This is a genomic window from Sinorhizobium americanum, from assembly GCF_001651855.1.
GTDB lineage: Bacteria > Pseudomonadota > Alphaproteobacteria > Rhizobiales > Rhizobiaceae > Sinorhizobium > Sinorhizobium americanum.
This window is the reverse complement of sequence record NZ_LNQC01000073.1, coordinates 127,814-146,295: the sequence shown is the minus strand read 5'-3', so window position 1 is coordinate 146,295 and position 18,482 is coordinate 127,814. Positions and strand designations below refer to the sequence as shown.

Annotated in this window: 18 protein-coding genes and 1 pseudogene; 5 read left to right on the top strand and 14 right to left on the bottom strand. The window is 62.7% G+C overall.

All coding sequences use genetic code 11. The features are described from left to right. Positions 1-78: 78 nt before the first annotated feature. From ATC00_RS31535 to traA, 4 genes and pseudogenes are all read right to left on the bottom strand, one after another. Positions 79-165: pseudogene (locus ATC00_RS31535) on the bottom strand (conjugal transfer protein TraH); the annotation flags it as partial. Between the two features lie 35 nt (positions 166-200). After that, positions 201-1,364 (bottom strand): conjugal transfer protein TraB, encoded by a 1,164-nt coding sequence (locus ATC00_RS22575; protein WP_064254501.1) that lies wholly within the window; start codon positions 1,362-1,364, stop codon positions 201-203. After that, entirely contained in the window at positions 1,354-1,920 is a 567-nt protein-coding gene (traF, locus tag ATC00_RS22570; RefSeq protein WP_037390264.1) for a conjugative transfer signal peptidase TraF, read from the bottom strand. Before traF ends, ATC00_RS22575 begins: the two co-directional genes overlap by 11 nt. Next, positions 1,917-5,228, bottom strand: coding sequence for a Ti-type conjugative transfer relaxase TraA (gene traA, locus ATC00_RS22565; RefSeq protein ID WP_037390291.1), 3,312 nt, complete (start codon positions 5,226-5,228; stop codon positions 1,917-1,919). The genes traF and traA overlap by 4 nt, the downstream gene beginning before the upstream one ends. A gap of 249 nt (positions 5,229-5,477) precedes the next feature. Here traA and traC point away from each other — a divergent pair, with 249 nt between their 5' ends. The 5 genes from traC to ATC00_RS22540 all read left to right on the top strand — a co-directional run bounded on the left by traC (position 5,478) and on the right by ATC00_RS22540 (position 9,229). Beyond that, positions 5,478-5,774: a conjugal transfer protein TraC gene (gene traC, locus ATC00_RS22560; RefSeq protein ID WP_037390263.1), complete on the top strand. Its 297-nt coding sequence runs from the start codon at positions 5,478-5,480 to the stop codon at positions 5,772-5,774. A gap of 4 nt (positions 5,775-5,778) precedes the next feature. Next, entirely contained in the window at positions 5,779-5,994 is a 216-nt protein-coding gene (gene traD, locus ATC00_RS22555) for a type IV conjugative transfer system coupling protein TraD (protein ID WP_037390262.1), read from the top strand. After that, complete coding sequence (gene traG, locus ATC00_RS22550; protein WP_037390259.1) at positions 5,987-7,963, top strand: Ti-type conjugative transfer system protein TraG; 1,977 nt, start codon at positions 5,987-5,989, stop codon at positions 7,961-7,963. The genes traD and traG overlap by 8 nt, the downstream gene beginning before the upstream one ends. A gap of 366 nt (positions 7,964-8,329) precedes the next feature. Next, on the top strand, positions 8,330-8,773 hold the full coding sequence (locus tag ATC00_RS22545; protein WP_037390290.1) for a thermonuclease family protein: 444 nt from the start codon (positions 8,330-8,332) through the stop codon (positions 8,771-8,773). Between the two features lie 198 nt (positions 8,774-8,971). After that, positions 8,972-9,229, top strand: coding sequence for a WGR domain-containing protein (locus ATC00_RS22540; RefSeq protein WP_064254507.1), 258 nt, complete (start codon positions 8,972-8,974; stop codon positions 9,227-9,229). 153 nt (positions 9,230-9,382) lie between these two features. Here the strand turns inward: ATC00_RS22540 and ATC00_RS33030 are convergent, their stop codons facing one another. From ATC00_RS33030 to ATC00_RS22485, 10 genes are all read right to left on the bottom strand, one after another. Next, positions 9,383-9,547 carry a hypothetical protein gene (locus tag ATC00_RS33030; protein ID WP_162843173.1) on the bottom strand — a complete coding sequence of 55 codons (165 nt, stop codon included), beginning with the start codon at positions 9,545-9,547 and terminating at the stop codon, positions 9,383-9,385. Between the two features lie 322 nt (positions 9,548-9,869). Beyond that, a complete protein-coding gene (locus tag ATC00_RS22530) occupies positions 9,870-10,178 on the bottom strand; it encodes a DUF736 domain-containing protein (protein WP_015341939.1) in 309 nt (102 codons plus the stop codon). 627 nt (positions 10,179-10,805) lie between these two features. After that, complete coding sequence (locus ATC00_RS22525; protein WP_037390256.1) at positions 10,806-11,729, bottom strand: ArdC family protein; 924 nt, start codon at positions 11,727-11,729, stop codon at positions 10,806-10,808. A 299-nt stretch (positions 11,730-12,028) separates the two neighbouring features. Beyond that, positions 12,029-12,616, bottom strand: coding sequence for a hypothetical protein (locus ATC00_RS22520; RefSeq protein WP_037390255.1), 588 nt, complete (start codon positions 12,614-12,616; stop codon positions 12,029-12,031). A 368-nt stretch (positions 12,617-12,984) separates the two neighbouring features. Continuing rightward, a complete protein-coding gene (locus ATC00_RS33150) occupies positions 12,985-13,392 on the bottom strand; it encodes a hypothetical protein (protein WP_082912502.1) in 408 nt (135 codons plus the stop codon). Next, positions 13,389-13,739 carry a hypothetical protein gene (locus ATC00_RS22505; RefSeq protein ID WP_052035637.1) on the bottom strand — a complete coding sequence of 117 codons (351 nt, stop codon included), beginning with the start codon at positions 13,737-13,739 and terminating at the stop codon, positions 13,389-13,391. Before ATC00_RS22505 ends, ATC00_RS33150 begins: the two co-directional genes overlap by 4 nt. After that, the gene (locus ATC00_RS22500) at positions 13,739-14,623 is read right to left on the bottom strand and encodes a DUF7007 domain-containing protein (RefSeq protein WP_037390252.1); all 885 of its coding nucleotides are present in this window, start codon (positions 14,621-14,623) and stop codon (positions 13,739-13,741) included. Before ATC00_RS22500 ends, ATC00_RS22505 begins: the two co-directional genes overlap by 1 nt. Beyond that, entirely contained in the window at positions 14,620-15,096 is a 477-nt protein-coding gene (locus ATC00_RS22495) for a hypothetical protein (protein WP_037390251.1), read from the bottom strand. Before ATC00_RS22495 ends, ATC00_RS22500 begins: the two co-directional genes overlap by 4 nt. 89 nt (positions 15,097-15,185) lie before the next feature. Continuing rightward, complete coding sequence (locus ATC00_RS22490) at positions 15,186-16,970, bottom strand: ParB/RepB/Spo0J family partition protein (RefSeq protein WP_037390250.1); 1,785 nt, start codon at positions 16,968-16,970, stop codon at positions 15,186-15,188. 408 nt (positions 16,971-17,378) lie between these two features. Further along, positions 17,379-18,122, bottom strand: a complete 744-nt coding sequence (locus ATC00_RS22485; protein ID WP_037390249.1) for an NYN domain-containing protein — start codon at positions 18,120-18,122, stop codon at positions 17,379-17,381. Positions 18,123-18,482 lie beyond the last annotated feature (360 nt).

The window sequence follows — 18,482 nt, the reverse complement described above, 5'->3', positions numbered from 1 at the left end:
TGTCTATATTGACGTCCATATAGACAGAACATCCAGTTCGCCTCACTTCTCAGCAAGGCGGCCCTCCTCGGATGCGTACGATCCGGCCGCCGTCACGAACTGTTCAACGATCGCGGGCTTCAGGGAAGGGTGGGCACAGTCTTTGATCAGGGCAGCGTCGAGCATGGTGTCTCCTTGGGCATCGTGTATTGAGGGCGCCATCAGGTGTTGAAGGAAAAAACAACCGGTTTTGCGAACAGCTTCGCCCAGGCCGCGGTGCTGGCACGCTGGATGGCGACAATGGACGTCCCTTTTGTCCACCAGCCGTTGCCGACAGCCACGATCAGATCCGGATCACTAAGCATCGATTGAAGGATTGGCCAGACGATCAGTTGCTCATAGCAGATCAGTGGTGCGACTCGTGTGGCTCCGAGAGTGAGAATCGGGTTTGCGAAGAAGTGCGCCCGCGCCCCGCCGCTTTCCTCTAAAAGCGCTCGCCACGGCTGCCACATTGAACCCGGCACCGGCATCCGTTCCCGGTAGAGGATCTGACCACCCTGGGCAGACAGCGCGATGAGCACGTTATCGTATCCGCGTGCGTTGACGACCGCGGCACCCGCGAGAATCGTGATGTCCCGCCCCTCCAGCGACCGCGTCCACAGCCGCTCGATCCTCGGCGTCCAGAAACCCAAGGTACTCTCGGGAAGAGCAATGTAGCGGAGGTCCTCGGCTGCTCGATCCTTCACTCTGGCAATCAGATCACGGTGACGCTGTATGCTGGTGTCCCGCCCAAGCGAAGCACCCAGTTCGAGATTGACGCCCTGCCACGCTTGCGGTGGCGTCGGATCCGTCCAGAACGCGGCGGACCCGAGCCAGAAGCCGGCGAGGGCGATAGCAACAGCCGTCCTTAGGCGTGAGACGAGACCCGCAACGCCGGCTGTCGTCGCCGCCAGGCCCCACCATCCCCATCCCGGAAATAGCACGCCGGCAGCCGTGACGGGATGAGCCCAGCCGGTAATACCGAGAGGCGGAACCGTCATAAGGACGGCCGCCTGGACATAGCGGTAGGGCAGGCTGCCGGTATCCTTCGTCCAAAGCAGCGCGTGTAACGAGACAAAGCTAGCGGAGGCACTTAGCCACAGCAGCAGGCCCGGCCAGAGATCCGAGGCATAGAAAGTTGCCACACCTTGCGGCAGGCCACGCGACGCCGCCAGGAAGTACCCGATCGAAACGAGTGTTGCCGCGGACCTCGTTCGCGCCAGCGACCACAGGACGGGGAATCCCAGCGCGATCGGCAGCAGCAAGAGATCGCCGTTCCATGCTACCGTACCGGCGATGACCGACGCGATGATGAGCAGCGTTGGCCGGAGCCAATCACGGCGCATAGGTCAGCACCTCCTGCGCCAGGCCGAGAACGCCGGAAGCCGGGAGAGGCCCGAAGTAGCGGGAATCGTAGGAGCCGACGAACGAGGAATGCAGAAAGACGTGTCCGTCTGGCACGACGCCGCTTGGGAAAGGCCTCAGCGGCCGACCTTTTCCGTCATGCTCTGCCAGAGCGGAGGAAGGAAGCGCGCGCCCATCGATCGTCACCTCGGCGCCGATTTCGACGTGCTGCCCAGCGACGGCGACGACTGTCTTGATGAGCGGCGCGACACGGCCCGGGCAAAGACCGGAGCGGAGATATCCCCGCGCTCTTGCCTCGGGCATGGCGGCCTTCCCGGCTGGGCAGACAAACAGCAGATCTCCGACGCCCGGCGGACGATGTAGCGGAACAATGCGCCAGAGACCGAGAGCCTCGCTTGGAGTCTGGTTGATCCGATAGCCGCCCAGGAAGCCAGCTACTGCGATAAGGACGATGACGGCCGCGGCCACCGACAGAATGCTAGCCGTTAGCCTCCGTCGCGGGATAATCGGTAGGCGTTTTTCAGCTCCAGCCCTCATTTCAGGGAGAGCCCCTGGCTCTTCGTCTGGCGCATCGTTTCCGCCTGCTTCAGCGCCTCGGCGGTGCGCTCATGGGCTGCAAGTTGCTGCACCGTACGCATCGAATTCCAGGCGGATTGCAACTCCGCTTTCTGCGCTTCCGACATGCCGTCGCTCACAGACTGGAACGCCTGTCCGCCCGTGTCCTTGGCGGCAAGGGGCAAGAAGGTCCGTTCGCCGAAACGCTCCGAAACGGCTCTGGAAAATCCTTCGAGCTCCGCTTTCACCATCTTGTCGGCAACCGCGTATTCGAGCCCTGCGGGAAGATCGTTTCGGTCGATGGCGTCTCGGACGCGCTCGAGCGTCTGCTTTGCCGCCGGCGACAGAGCCGGGATGTGGAATGCCACCTTCAGTCGCATGGCGCGTTCTTCGATTACATACTTGCGTGCCGCCACGGTCCGTTGACGCAGATAGCGTTCGAGATTCCGCGCCAGTGCGGGAGCGTTGGCGATGGCTGTTTCACGGGTCTGCTTCTCCGCGCGGCTAACTAGCATGCCGGTCTTGCCCTTCAGCGGGCCAAAGGCTTTGGGCTCCGAACCGATCCTGGATATCGTGGTTTTTGCGGCAGCTCCGTCCTTCAGCATCGCGTCGACATCGGCGGCTTTGAACGCCGCTTCCGGCTGGGCATAGACAAGATGGAAACGTGCCGAGACTTCCTGCCATTGCTTCATCAAGCCGGGATCGGCGGCAAGCCTGTCCTCGACAGCCTGCTCGAGAGATTTCGCGAAGGTGGTGATGCCGGAGACCATGGGTTTCAACTCCTTGACGGTGCGCGGTTGAGAGGTCCCGGCTGCGGCAGCAGACAAACCGAGCTTGCCGGCGATCGCTGAGAGACGTGCGCCGAGCTCGGCGAACCTCGATTTCTGGCGGACTGTCCATTCGAGCCGATCGCGGACGAGCGTTCGGGCGACACTGACGAGGTGGAAACCCCGAGCCCTGGCAAAGCGGAGCGCCTGGCGGTACAAGCGGCCGTTCGCATAATCGAGCGTGGTTTCCTTGGCGTTTTTCCGCGACAGGATCGGAATCAGGCCGCCGGCCTTGGCGAAAGACCGACGGCCGTAATAAATGGCAAGATCCTCGCGATGACGTGTCATGGCGACGTAAGCAAGATGGCGGTCGAGCGACAAGGACGCCAGCACCTTGACCCGATCGACGGTGACACCCTGGCTCTTGTGAATCGTGGTGGCATAGCCGAGATCGACGTTATTGTAGAAGCGGCTCTCGACCGTAACCCGCCGCCGGTGTTCGGCTTCTCCGACTTCAGCAACGATGCGGCCGGGCGCTGCGTCGACTACCTTCGCCAACATGCCGTTCTTGACCCCGAGCGCGCCCTCGTTCTTCAGGAAGACAATCTGGTCGCCGGTGGCGAACTTGCGGCTTCCGTCCTCAGTCCTGAAGGCAAATCCCTCGTCGACGATGCCGCGCTCGACGAGCTTTGCGCGCGCCATTTCGTTGAGCATGCGAACGTCGCGACGAAGATGAGCGAGGATCAGCGAAGTTCTGGTTGGATCGTAGTCGCGGTTCCAATCGGTGATCAGCGCCTGCATTGCCTCGGTTTTGAGCGCCGAGCCAGTGACGTGCCCATGTGCACGATAGGCCTCGACCGCTTTGCCGACATTCCCGCGTGCCAAATCAAGCGAGGCGTCGCGCATCCACTGCTCGCGTTGGCGGTAGATGGTTCCGAGCTCGGCATAACCGATACGATCGGCAATGGCGCGGAACGCGGCTCCGGCCTCAATCGGTTGGAGCTGTTGCGGATCGCCGATGAGCACGAGCTTGGCGCCGGCCTTGGTTGCCGTTTCGACGAACAGCGCCATCTGTCTGGACGAGACCATTCCGGCCTCATCAAGCACGAAGACGGTCCTGTCGTGGATCAGATCACGGCCCTCGCTCCAGCGAAGCTCCCATGACGACAGCGTACGGGACAGAATGCCAGCTTCCTTTTCCAGGCCCTCGGCGGCTTTGCCGGCAAGCGCGCCACCTACAACGCGGTAGCCGGCGGCCTCCCAGGCCTCGCGGGCCGCCTTCATCATCGTCGTCTTGCCGGCGCCGGCACGGCCGATCACAGCGGCGATCCTTTCTCCCGCAACAACGTGAGCGATAGCGGCCTTCTGCTCTTCCGACAGACGAGTGTGACGCGCAAAAGTCGCCTCCAGCACGGCGTCTCGAATACCATGGGACGATTGTAGAGAGAGCCAGTTTGCCCGGTCGGCCATCTCGGCTTCGAGCCGGATCAGCTCCCTCGTCGTGTATTTCGCCGGTGCACGAAGCCCGCTCGCAAAATCAATGCGCTCGCGCTCGAGGCGGAGCGTTTCCGGGCTCTGCAGGATTCTTGCCATCAGGCTATGGAACCGGCCGGCATCGTCGAAATAGCGGTGCAGGATCTTGGCGACATCGCGCTCGTCGAAGACGCTTTTCTCCCGGGTGATCAGGTCGAGAACGATCTCCGGACGGCGCTGGATGCGGCGGGCGTTTTCGCCTCGACGCTCTTCCTGCAGCTCCAGCCGTTCCAGCGAAATGTCCCGGCCGGCTTCCGCTGGCTTCCGCTCGATCGCCTTGGCCCCGACGCCGAGATGAATGGTCGGCGTGAGCTCGATTCCCTGCTTCTCGAAGGACCGGCCGTCGATCCGTATATCGAGGCCGGCAAGTGACAGATGCTTGTTCTGGCAGGCGAACCAGCCATCGCGGAAGGCATTGAAGTCGGCGGCGCTGCCGGCCCAAAGCTCATAGAGGATCTTGCCGGAATTGTTGCGGATCGGAGTGCCGTCGGGCCCGAGGACTGCAATTTTCTTAGCGCCGAATCCATCTTCGGTAAGCGGTCGCAGCGTCGTCATCAGGTGCACATGCGGGTTGCCGGGTGCATCGTGATAGACCCAGTCGGCAACCATACCTTTCGAGGTGACGTGGCGGTCGATGAAATCCCGTATCAGCACGATGTTCTGCTCCGTCGAAAGTTCGATTGGGAGCGCGATCGTTATGTCTTTGGCGAGTTGCGCATCGGCGCGTTTCTCGAATCCCTCGACTTTGTTCCAGAAGGCTTCGGACGCGCCAGACACCGAATGATCTGCGATCATCGCCCGCAGCCACTCCGGTGCATCGGCCGGAACGACGAACTCTTCGTGCAAGAGCCCCTGCTTGCGGGTGTAGTCGATCGTCCGGGCTTCCCGCTCGAAGCCCATTTTGGCGCAATGCCGATAAGCCGCCGACAGCACGGCGCTGCGGCCGGAGCCGCGAGCGACAATGCTAACGGAGAAATGAGGGACGGCCACGGCGGAATTCCCGATTACGAGCGGAATCAACGTGTTCGACAGCGAGATCGGCCCCGCCGGGCCTCAAGAAGAACGTCGCGCCAGCGACGTATAATTGCGCCCTTGGATGCCGCTCTCGCCGAGCGGCCGGGATCATTCGCGAAAGCATCGCCGTTGGCGATTGTATGATTCACAGTAGTGCGTTCCGCACTCACCTCCGGAAGATTGGGTTCGAAAGACAGGCTTTCGCGCCCAAAGGAGACCGCCGAAATGAAAAAACCAGCTTTTAGAATTCGCGACGAAATCGCCAAGCTCCAGGAGCAGCTCAAGCTAGCCGAGACCCGCGAGGCCGAGCGCATCGGCCGGATCGCGCTCAAGGCCGGGTTCGGCGAGATCGAGATCGAGGAAGGTGAACTGCAGGCGGCATTCGAGGATGTGGCGAAACGCTTTCGCGGAGGCGAGGCCCGTTCGACCGGAGGAAAGAGGGCTGCCGGCGCCGGAGAGAGCAGCACGCCATCCGCGCAGAACGCGGCTGGCGCGGCTCAGGGCAGGGCTGGCGAGGCTTGAGCGGATGCGAAGAACCACGACATCCGATGCCCGCAAGAAGGATACGCGCGAAAAAATCGAACTCGGCGGATTGATCGTCAAGGCGGGGCTACGCTACGAGAAGCGGGCGCTGCTGCTTGGGCTCCTTATCGATGCCAGGCGTAGGCTGAAGGGAGACGAGCAGGAGTGCTCCCGGCTAATGGCGATCGGTGCAGAGGCCTTCGGTGAGGCCAATGACTAGGATCCTGCTTTTCCTTGCACCCTGCGTGTTGATGATCCTCTCGGCCACGGGCATGAGCGGGATCGAACAATCGCTTTCCGAATTCGGCAAGACGGATGCCGCACGGCAGATGCTCGGCCGCGCCGGCATCACTTTGCCCTATGTCGTCGTGTCGCTCGTCGGTATCTCCTTCCTGCTCGCGAGCGCGGGCTCGATGAGGATCAGGACGATCGGATGGGGCGTCGTCGCGGGTGCGATAGGGGCGCTCTTCATCGCAGCCATACGCGAGACAATGAGGCTCTCCGCATTCGCCGAACAGGTCCCGGCCGGCAAGTCCATATTCAACTATCTCGATCCCGCGACTGCGATCGGGGCCACCATCGCGCTGATGTCGGCGCTGTTCGGCATTCGGGTAGCGATTGGCGGCAACGCCGCTTTCGCCAGAGCCGAACCGAAACGCATCTACGGCAAGCGGGCTCTGCACGGCGAGGCCGACTGGATAAAGCTGTCGCAAGCCGGAACGCTGTTTCCCGAGAGCGGCGGCATCGTCATTGGCGAGCGCTACCGTGTCGACAGGGACAGCGTCGCTGGACAATCGTTTCGCGCCGACAGCGCCGAGACGTGGGGAGCGGGCGGCACGTCGCCCCTGCTTTGCTTCGACGGCTCGTTCGGCTCGTCGCACGGAATCGTCTTCGCCGGCTCCGGCGGCTTCAAGACGACGTCAGTCACGATCCCGACGGCGCTCAAATGGGGTGGCGCGCTCGTCGTCCTCGATCCGTCAAACGAAGTAGCGCCGATGGTTTCGAAGCACCGTGGGAACGCCAACCGCGACGTCTTCGTTCTCGATCCGAAACACTCCGAGATCGGTTTCAACGCGCTCGACTGGATCGGCCGCTTCGGCGGAACGAAAGAGGAGGATATCGCCTCCGTTGCTTCGTGGATCATGAGCGACAGCGGTGGCGCGCGTGGCGTCCGCGATGACTTCTTTCGCGGCTCGGCGCTGCAACTGCTGACAGCGCTCATGGCCGACGTTTGCCTCTCCGGCCACACTAAGGAAACCGACCAGACGCTCCGGCAGGTGCGAAAGAATCTCTCCGAGCCGGAACCCAAGTTGCGCCAGCGCCTGCAGTCGATCTACGAAAACTCGGACTCGGATTTTGTGAAGGAAAATGTCGCTGCCTTCGTCAACATGACGCCGGAGACCTTTTCGGGGGTCTACGCCAACGCGGTGAAGGAAACGCACTGGCTGTCCTACCCGAACTACGCCGCCCTGGTTTCGGGAACGACCTTCACGACGAGCGATCTTGCCGGAGGAAAGACGGACGTCTTCATCAACGTCGATCTCAAGACACTGGAGACGCATTCGGGCCTGGCGCGCGTCATCATCGGTTCGTTTCTGAACGCGATCTACAACCGCAATGGCGCGATGCAGGGGAGGGCGCTCTTCGTCCTCGATGAGGTGGCGCGCCTTGGTTACATGCGGATCCTGGAGACCGCCCGGGACGCCGGCCGTAAGTATGGGATCACTCTTACTATGATCTACCAGTCGATCGGTCAGATGCGCGAGACCTATGGCGGCCGAGAAGCCGCCAGCAAGTGGTTCGAGAGCGCCAGCTGGATTTCCTTCGCCGCGATCAACGATCCGGAGACTGCGGAATACATTTCCCGCCGTTGCGGCACAACGACGGTGGAGATTGACCAGGTCAGCCGCACTGTCCAGTCGAAAGGGTCATCGCGCACACGATCGAAGCAACTTGCAGCTCGACCGCTGATCCAGCCGCATGAGGTGCTGCGCATGCGTGCCGACGAACAGATCGTTTTCACCGCCGGAAATGCGCCGTTGCGCTGCGGACGCGCGATCTGGTTCCGGCGTGACGATATGAAGGGGTGCGTGGGCAAGAACGGGTTTTCCGAAGCCGAGAAACACGCAGCGAGCTTGCTTGATCGGCCGACGCGCAGTGCAACGAGCAAGGTCGATCCGGAGAGATGAAGAGCATCGGAGAAATCAGCATAGCGGCCGTCTCAGGGCGGGATTTCGGGAATTCTCGTCGTGCGAGGAGTGGGAACAGCGCAGCCGCAGGAGCCTCAACAAAGTGGCCCGAAGGGAGGCGGGACCGACTGCGCCCCGCTCCTCGCACACCACCCGAAGCTCGGCATGTCCGTGAAGACAGATGAAACCGAGTCCAAGATAGGTTGAGCCAAACTGAAGAGGACGGGCAAGTGGCGAAATCGAATGTGGTTCCGATCAGAAGCGCGGAAGTCCGGCAGCAGGAAAGATCGAAATCGCCCAAAGGGAAAATGGCCCCGATCGGGAAAGAACGGCCGGCACACATCGCGGACAGCGGTCATCTTAGCCATCATCATTGCTGCGGGAGGATGGCTTGCCTTCGGCGGCGCCGGCGATCTCTCGGGTGTCCTCGCTCTCACCTACATGCCTCCGACGGATACGTCGGCGGCCGCGTTTTCATTCTGCAGTGATAGCACGCGAAAGAACTGCGTCGTCGATGGCGACACGTTCTGGTTTAAGGGGGAGAAGATCCGCATCGCGGATATCGACACGCCGGAACTCAGCCCGCCGCGCTGCGAGGCGGAACGGATCAAAGGCGAGGCGGCGAAGGCACACCTGCTGGCGCTGCTCAATGCCGGAAAATTCTCGCTATCGGCCGGTTGGAGCGACGAGGACAAATACGGCCGCAAGCTCCGTACCGTCACGCGAGGAGGGCGCTCACTAGGAGACAGTCTCATCGATGAAGGCCTCGCGAGGCGCTGGGATGGCGCAAGACACGGGTGGTGCGGCTAAGATGTCGCGAGACAATCGTCACTCGGATGGCCAAAACTGCTCTCGCGGGTTGCGCGAGCGAATGGGGCGTGCGCCGCAGGCGTTTTGCTCAAATCCCTGCGGAAGGCCTCGCTTATTATCACTGATGTGAATCGATCCTTGCCGAACGATTCATAACTGTCGTTGGACGTGATTCCCGGGATCGGCGATTCTGATCTCATGATCTCGCAGCCCTATCACCTCTATGTCGAACGCACGGATGCGGCAAGGAACATGGCGCGCTACTACGCCATGTCGATCGAGCCGAACCTGTTCGGGGATGTTTGCCTGCTCAGGAGGTGGGGCCGCATTGGCGCAAAGGGTCAGACAATGATCCATCATTTCGGGCGGGAAGAGGAAGCCGTCGAACTGTTTCTCGATCTGCTGCGACGGAAGCGAAAACGCGGCTATCGTCCGCGCGCCTCCGCGCCAACATGAGAGACTCGCCGGAGCGGGCCATGATGCCTCATCGGCGCCGCTGGGCCGCGCCGTCCTTTACGCAGGCGAGCAGCCGGAGGACAGGGTCGGGGGGGAAACCCTGACAGCCGTGACCCCGGTGGATCCGGCGGACCGGCTCAAAAAGGTGCCGCCTCAGAAGGGCGGCCCGGTCTCGATCGCACCGTCCTGTTCGGCAAGCATCACGGCCAGGCCAGCTTGGGCCAGCTCGAGCTCGGCCTGGATCTGGCGGCGCTCGACGGCATCGCAGGCGCTCTTGAGCTCGGCCCGCAATTCTTCGACGTGCTGTTCGATGGTCATCGTCTCATCTCCTTGAGTTCGTGAAAGACGAGGCCGCAGACCGGGAAGAGATGACGCGGGTCAAGGAACGCGGAAGCGACCGGCGGAGCCGGCGCGTGGGGGAGCCGATTTTGTTGGAGCGCAGGTACGAAGCGGAGGCAAAATTGGGGGAACCGCGCGTCCTTTGACGCCGGCATTTGCTCCCGGCACAATAACCTCATCTGAGCAGACAATAGTCCCTCTCCGCATCGCACCGAAAAAGCCGGCGGCAGGCTCGATGCCTGCTTCCGGCTTGTCCTTGCACCAAGTGGCCCCGCCTTGCGGGCGGGGCCTTGTCCGGGTCTCAGTCCCGGTTGGGGCGGGACCAGATCAGCTGGTAGCCGTCCTCGCCTTCGACTTCGGTGAGCGTTGCGTAGATCGGCGCGGGGAAGCTCGGGTCGTCGAGCTTGACCGAGAGGTAATCACGGTCCTGCTCGGAGCGCTTCTGCCAGGCGGCGCCGAGCTCGACATTGCCTGCGTAGATGCGGAAGTGCGGGCCCTTGTCGGAGGGGTTTTCGATGCGGGCGATGCGGGCCTTGACGTTGAGGGCGAGCGTGCGGATCGAGCCGTTGAAGCCGGTTTCGGAGGTGGTGAAGGTGCCGATGGTTGCCATTGTCGTATTCCTTTGCTGTTTCGGGCCGCGCCCATCGCGGCCTCGATGGCTGTCGCAAGGATCGGGGACGATCGGACTGCACCTGAAAGGCCGGAATGAAATGGAGGGCGGCCCGGAGAAACTTTATTGTTCCGCGAGGAATGAGCGCGTAGCGCTCAGGGGAAGAAAGTTTTGGAAGGCCGTTGCGGGAAGACGATCGAGGCGAAGCCGGTCTTCGATCAGACATGCCTCATCGAGCCCGCGAAGGTCGTGGCCTGGCGCAGTGGTCGAAGGGATATGGTAATGGCGGCCCGTGCCTCGACTGCTCCCCGAACGCTGCAATGATCGGTCCGCTGTCCTGACCACATGCCAAACCCAAACCTCGCTGAACCACCGAGCGTGGGGCGTTGCATTGCCCATCCTCCGCGCTATCGTCGCGCCTCGCGATTCGTCGCCTGGGGATCTATGCGTCAGCAGACAGAGCCGTTTATCGTCGAAACCAAGCCGTCCCGGAAGCTCAAGCAGATCGACCGGAAAACCTCGATCTGGGGCAAACTGGACCTCGCGGCTGATCGTGACACGCCGACGGGACCGAGCGGCAAGAGTTGCCGGCCGCTGGCGAGACCAACGACCGGCGCTGACAAGTCATTACGCAGCGAGCCGCTCGTCGGCTGCGTCGGGCTGCAGCGAATGCAGGAACGTTACGGCCCGTTGCGCATGCGCTGCCGCCTGGAAAATCGCCCGTCTGTCGTCGGTCAGGACCTTCAGCCAGGAGCTGAGGTAGGACGCGTGATCGGGGCGGGGCTCGAGCTCGGGAACAATTCCAAGGTCGGCGCAAAGGAAGCAGCTGCCGAGTTCTGCGATCAATTCCTCGCGAGCACGCTCAGTCTGGTCTTTCGCGTAGCGGCTGAGGTCGCGGCCCACACGGTTGTCCGGCGCCGTCCAATGGGTGACCTCGTGACTCAGGGTCGCGTAGTAGCTTGCAGCGTCCTTGAAGCTCTCGAACAGCGGCATCTGAATGAGATCGGCGGCCGGCGAGAAGAAGGCCTGGTTGCCGCCGTGGCGAACAGAAGCACCGGTGTTGCGGAAGAACCGATCGGCATGCTCGATGCGCTCGACTGGATCGAGAACCGGCGCCTGCCGGTGATGATACTGGTCGGGAAGCCCGTCGATCTGTTCGACGTTGAAGACACTGTAGGCCTTCAGGAAGGGGATTTCCCGCTCCACCTCGCCGCCGTTTCCGTCGGTTTCGGCCTTGGTGAAGCGGCTGGCGAAGACGACCGTGGCACCCGTCTCGCCCTTGCGGACGGCAGCACCGAGTTCGAGGGCCTGCTTGAACGTCATCCACGTGGATGACGTATAACCCCGTGCGACACCCTCCGACCATAAGAGCAGCACGTTGACGCCAGAATAGGGTTGACCGTTATAGCGCAGCGGCCGGGTGATGCGACCTGCCGTGTTCGCCGAATTCCATGGCTTCATCCAGGGCCGCACGCCTTTCGTCAGGTCTTCGACGATCCTGTCGGTGATGCGGCTGTAGAGATCGCCCCGCTGATTTTCTGTGCTGCTCATATTAAAACCTCCGTTTCAAGGCCGCGCCAGTCGCGGCCCGTTGCGGAGGGGCAAGGGCCGGAGCAAGTTAGCCGGCGGATGCACCGGAACGGCCGCAACGAAGTGAAGGACGGCGGAGCCGTTGCGTCCGCCGGCGGCTCCTGCAGACCCGACGAACGGAACGGGCCGCGGCGGGCGTGCCATCGGTTTCATTTCCTTTTGCGCGTCAGCGCGTCCGCGACACGAAAAAGGCCGGTCCCGCCATGGAACCGGCCGTTCTGGTGTCGATTGAAGAGCGGGGGGAGCCCCGCTCGAAGGATCTAATCGAAGGCGGAGATTTGCGCTTCGGCGGCCTTGCGGCTGAGCGACGTGCCCGGCTGCTCGACCGGCCGGTCGAAAGGCTTCCAGGTGTCGCCGATGACCTGGGCATAGGCAGCGACAGCGCCTTCGGCCGCCATTCTGAGCGAATGGGCCTGTATGCCGATGTCGGCGGCAAACTCCCGCTTGCGCTGGGCGGCGCTGTCATAGCCGACGGGCCCGTCGAGGTCCTCGTCACGGGCATCATTGGCGGCCTTGGCCGTAGCATCGCGCGCCTCGGTGACGGCGCGGCTGTAGAACTGGCCGGCGCCGTGGGCAGAACCGACATAGGCGCCGACGATCCGCTGCAGGTGGATCTGCATGGCCTTGTCGCCGAGGCCATCGGCGAGAGCATCGGCTGTCTCGGTGATCAGGCGCTCATGCAGGTCGCGGATGCCGTCGCTGTCGACGACGGCGGTCCCGAAACTCTCGGCGATCTTCAGCGCCTGGCTGGCGTCGGGGCAGGTGAGCCGGATCATTTCGACGGTGGCGCCCTTGCGCAGTTGCACGACGCGTGCGGATTGGCGGGGAGAGGATGCGGGCTTGGCCATGGTCGTTTCCTTTCGAGGTCGTCCGAAGCGGCTGCGGCCCCATGCCGGCTTGCCCTTCGGTGCGGTCAGCCCGAACCGGCGGAAAGACGGGCGCTTCAGGGTCCGGCCCCACCTGGACGAGCGGAGCCGGCTTGCGTGCGTTGAGGGCAAGCTGCCCTCGACGGAGCACGCGAGCCTGCTCCGAGAAGGACGGCGGGGTCCGGCCGCACCGCGGCGCGACAGCGGCCTTGAAGCGCACGGCCGCCGGTTCAGACCGCAACAAAACCGGAGGGCAATCCGGCGTGGAGAGGAAGATGACGTCCTCGAATGAACGAGAGGCGCTCCCGCCAAACCCGGTCTTCTCCACGCGCTGGACATGAACGCTCGGGCTATCGCCTGGCCGGATTGCGCAACCCGTATGATTGCAGCCAGCTCGGAGCGTGCGAGTTGCGAAGGCCGCGCCGCAGACCGCCGTCATCATGCGGCGGCCCGCCCATCCGGGCGGTGTTGAGGATCGATTTCCAGCGCCGCCCATGCCTGGCGGCATAGGCCTGAAGCGCCGCTTGCTGCTCCGCCGTCAGGGGCGGCAATGCTTCACGGCGACAACGGGCAACACGCGTGTTTTGCCAGGAAGCAGGCTCTGCTTCGCTGGCCGCGATCAGGCGCCTGAGCTCGGCGGCGCCGGCGTTCAGAAAGGCTTCCCCTTCGAGGTGGTGAAACTGCCGCCAGAACGCGGTTCGCTCGGCCGGCGATCCTCCGATGCCGGCTCTCCGTTCCAGGTCCCCGATGGTACTCATGGCAACGCCTTCTGGACAGTTGCGAGGACGTCACCACCGGATCCGGCTCGCGCTCCAAGTGCGGCGATTGCCGCGTCCTGCCGAGCAGGTTTCCGCGGGAGCGCATCGGCTTCCGGCTGGCGCTCGGCCGTCAGAGCTGCCAGATTTGCGCGGTAGCGTTCGAGGAAGGCGCCCGGCTCCGGCGGCTTGCCGCGGCGGTAGCCTGGTTGGCGCCGGCCAAGCAGCGGAATGAGCGCTGTCATGCGCCGCGTGATCTGCCGGTCGATGAGATCGAGCTGGTGCTGCGTCTGCCGCTGCGCTGCTTGCATGCGGGTTAGCTGCGCCGCCTGTTGCTGAGAATCGGCCATCACGCCACCCTCCCGCGCCAACCGGCGAAACTTGGAGGGCCGTCATAGGCGGCATACTTCGCCTCATCGATGACGAAACCGAACCGGCCGACCGCATACTCGTCGCTCGGCACAAGGAAGCGGCGCTCGTCCACGTGGTCGCCGCGCTTACCGCCGACCGTGGCGATCACCTCGGTCATGCCGGGATGACGCTCCGACCGCAGCGCTGAGATGACGATCCAGTCCTCGACATGCTCGCGTGCGAACGCCTGGGCGTCCTTCTCGTAAGATTCACCGGGTGCGAGCGATCGGCCGAAGATCGCTTCCCAGGCATCCGGCCATCTGTCGCGGATCGTCTTGTCGGCGCACTTGCGTTCGTAGGCCGTGAACAAGTCCGGAAAGGTAAGTGCAACGATCGCCCAGGCGGCATCCTCCTCGTACCAGCCGCCCTCTGCCCTGAGCGTCGGATGGACCTTGGCATTGCGAGCGGAGGAGAGTTGGAAGCCGCCATGGCCGGCCGTCATATGGGAGACCATACCGTCGGCGTAGACGGTGGCGCCTTGCGACGGACCCCAGGGCGTGCTGCAGGTCACCCGGACGATTTTGCGGGAAAGCAGCCCCAACTCGCGGCAATGGTCCGCCTGTTCGATCATGCGGTCGCGAAAGGCCGCTTCGTCCGCGACCGAGCCATGATGGGAATAGAAATCATCGCGCTTCAGCACAGTGAGCGGCCGCGAAACGTGCCATGCACTGGCGAGTAAATATTGCCCGCGACCGGCGGGAACCATAGCGAAGACGAGATCGCCGATGCGCGCGACAGCCGTGCCGTCGGCGGCTCTGGCGAATTCCACCCCGAAGTCTTCAGGGGTGGAGACTTCTGTTTGAAGCGAGCGTGCCGGGTTCATGCCGCAGCCCTCCCTTCGACGTGATCGGCGGCGACCTCGTCGGCGGTCACTTCCTCGACAACGGCGTTGGGATAGCCATGTCCGGAGAGCCATTCCTCGGCCGCTTGCCTATTAAAGGCGAGGTGGACGAGTTCGGCGCACGAGCCGGCCCGATCGAAGACGCGAACAGATCCAAGCGCCGGTCGCTCGACGACTTTGAACGTCAGCGTGGTGTCGAGCGAAAAGGTGCGGTGAATGCGGATGGCGATGACGCCATTTGCGCCGAGATCGCCCTCGTGAAGCGTAAAATTTGGCGAAAGGCTGGTGGCGCCGACGCTGCGCTCGCCGACCTTGCGGATCAGCCGGCCTTGGCTGTTGCGGGTCTTCCACGCGGCGAGCTTTTTCCTGAAACGCTTGGGCGGTCGTGGGGTACCATCCGACCAGGCGACGATGGAACCAACAGGGGCGAGGTCATAGATCAGAGACGCGGACATTTGCGCATCCTCCTTTGAGTTTAGATGGTGGTTGAAACGAAACCGCCGGGGCGACCGGCGGCGGAAAATCATGCGGAAAAGAGGGGCTGCTATTCCGCCGCAATTCCGTAGGCGGGTTCCTCCTCGTCGGAGGCGTCATCATCAGTTGTAGTCACCGCATCAGCGCCAGAATCTTTGTGATCCAGATCCGGTGCGACTGAACCGACGGCGTCGCCGCTAGCGTCTGGCTGCACATCGCACCTGACATCGCCGGTCGCCTCTTCGACCAGGCCATTCTCCTCGTCGAGGGAATCGGCGTGCTTTAGGAGATCGGCGATGTCCTTCGGGTCGGGCGCGAACAGCGCAGCCGGAAGGACGAAGGTTGCATCACCCGCGAAGTGGTCGACGAGTACCGCACGCGTTTCGCGCACCCTCGGCCGGGGCTGGACGCCGGCCTCCTTAACCGCGGCCTCCAGCGCCTGGCGCGACAGGCACAGCAGGAAATCCTCCGTTCCCATGTTCGGCAGGAAACCGTCCGCACCGATCGCCGCGCCGGCAATCCGCGAGACGACGCCGCTGTTGGATATGCCGCGCCTGCACGAGAGCACATCGATGAGGACCGAGCGGGCGGTGACGCGCAAGCTGTTCATATCGAACGACAGCCTGCCATCCGCGGAATAAAGGCGCGCGACATGACGTTGGAACCGCTTCGACCCGAACACGGTGTCGTTGGCGCCGGAATCGACCCGGACATTCGTGCCGGCAAAGGCCATCACCAACAGCGCCATCAGCATGTCGTCCTCGATCGGGGCGTGGGCCAGCGCCTCATGCAGCGCATCGGTGCGAAAGTCGCCGATCATGTCCTGGCCCTTCTGCGTGACATCAGGCCTTGTCTTTCCGGCGACTGCCGCCTCGTCGCTGGCCTCCTCCGCCCCATCGGCTGCCGGGCCGGTCTGACCTGCGGACTTCCTGACCTCCGGCATCCGGTAGTGCACGCTCTGCACCTTTCCCTCGCGATCGAGGTACATTGCGGTGCAATCGCCTTTACCTGGCTTGCCATAGACGCGTTCGGCTTTCTTCGGCAGGTCCGGCTGGCCCCAATTGTTGACCTCGACGATCGCACCCTTCTTCGGCAGGTTGCTCGTCATCCATTCTTGCTGGGCGCCGAGAAAGGCTTCGACATTGGTGGTGTAGCGATTGTCTTCGTCGGCGGGGCCGAACAGGTCCTCCGCCCACTCGATGCCATAGGCCTGGCGCAGATCGTCGCCAAAACGCGCGTCGCGGGCATACATGCGGGTCTTCGAAAGACCGTTGGCGATCTGCCACCACGCCGCCATATCGCCCTTCTTCGGCTTGTGCGCCTTCCAGACCTCTTTCTGCTCATCGTTCGAGGCGGCTGCTATCGTCCTCAGCTGCTGCTCGCTCGGCATATCGCCCTTGGCCATCTGATCGAGCATGGAGGGCAACACGTTGGCGAGCAGCCGAAGCTTGCGGATTTGGCGGACGGGAAGGGCAAGCGCTACGGCGATCGCCTCCTCGGTCCAGCCGAGCGCCACTAGCCGCTCGATGCCGCGCCATTGGTCGACGGGGTTGAGCGGCTCGCGAGCAATGTTCTCGATCATCGAGCGCATCGCGCCGTTGTCGTTGGCCGCCTCCACGACGATCACGTCGATCTCCTCAAGACCGGCGGCGATCGCCATACGGGTGCGCCGGTGACCGGCTTCGATGACGTAGCCATTGCCGCCGGCTTCCGGGAAAATGACGGGCGGCTGGATCATGCCGACGGCCTTGATCGTCGCCAAAAGCAGGGCGTCGGCCTGCGGCGTCGACTTCGACTGACGCGTGTTGTCGGGGTTGTCCTTCAGCGCACGCGGATCGACCTTCATGAGTTGCATAGGATGCTCCTTCTCGGGGATTTGGACACGGCCCTCTGCCTGTCCTTCTCGCGTCTTCATCTCTCCGAAGACATCTCCCGGACCGCGGAGCGGGCGGTCGGGTGCAACTGCGGCCGAGCATTCCTGCCACGAAGGATAAGCGGGGCTCATAGCCCTGCGAAGACGAGTGGCCGCGATTGCGAGCGGCGCGGTTGAGCGTCAGCGCCGCCCGACTACCCGCTCTGCGAGCACTCTTTCTCCACTTTTCTCCTATTTCTCTTCGCCTCTTCCTTGATCTCAGCCTCACCACACTAATCGAAGGATGCGTAGAGCACGTCCGAGTGATGATTTGAAAACATCAGCCGGTGCCACTCCGGCGTTTCATGCCAACGGCACGCCGCAACATGCTCACAGAGCCCGCGGAAAACGTCATTTGGCGCTCCTCTTGGCAGGAGGCTGTTTGACTCTGATCCGCAGTGGTCTTCCATCTGAGTGATCTATTTCGAAGGCGTTCGTCTTCTTCACGAGATCGCTAAGCTTCCTGAATCCATATGTGCGTGGATCGAAGTCAGACGCGAGGTTTGCAAGTTGCGTCCCGACTGCGCCGAGCGGTACCCAGCCATCCTCGCTCTCCATCTGGGCAATGACCTTTCTGATGATCGGCGTCGCTGCACTTGGCGGCTCGAGCGACGCTGCTGCCTGGGCGGCGTCGCCACCATTTGTAGGCGCCGAAGGGAGGAGGTTTTCAGTGTATATAAATCGGCGGCACGCCTGGCGGAAGCTTTCGGGCGTTTTCTGCTCGCCAAAACCGAAGACATCGATGCCTTGCTCGCGGATGCGCGAGGCGAGGCGCGTAAAATCGCTGTCGGAGGATACAAGGCAAAAGCCGTCGAAGCGGCCACTGTGGAGGAGGTCCATGGCGTCGATCACAAGCGTGATATCCGATGCGTTCTTGCCGGTCGTGTAGGCGAATTGCTGCTGGGGAATGATCGCGTGCTTCGCGAGGACATCGATCCATGCTTTCGAGCGAGCGCTTGCAAAGTCGCCGTAAATGCGTCGAACGCTGGCCTCGCCGATCTTGGCTATTTCCTCGAATAAGCCGTCAGCGATTTTTGCCGACGCATTGTCAGCGTCAATGAGTACAGCAAGTCTGGGAGACCGTGTTTCAGGCATTCGCTAGCTCCAATCTGTCCCAACAACCGAAGGCCACAAAATGGACAAGCGGCTCATCGCTCACAAGACCGAAAGTGTCAGATGCTCCAGGACAGCGCGAGAATTGCTCGCAGGGGCACGCGTCAAGCTTTGGGCGGCTAAGAAATGGACATGGTCAAAATGAGCAAAAAAATGGGCCAGCGGAAACCGCGGCCCATGAAGTGTGAAGGTCAATGAACCTCCGGAGGGGAACAGCTGCTGCAGCGGCACTGGAGCAGAGGCCGCCATGTGCATCAGCTGCGTGCAGTATGAACATTAGTTGAGCAGACGGAAGTCATTTATTGTGTGCAGCTGATTGCATGCTGCACTGCATCTAAAAAC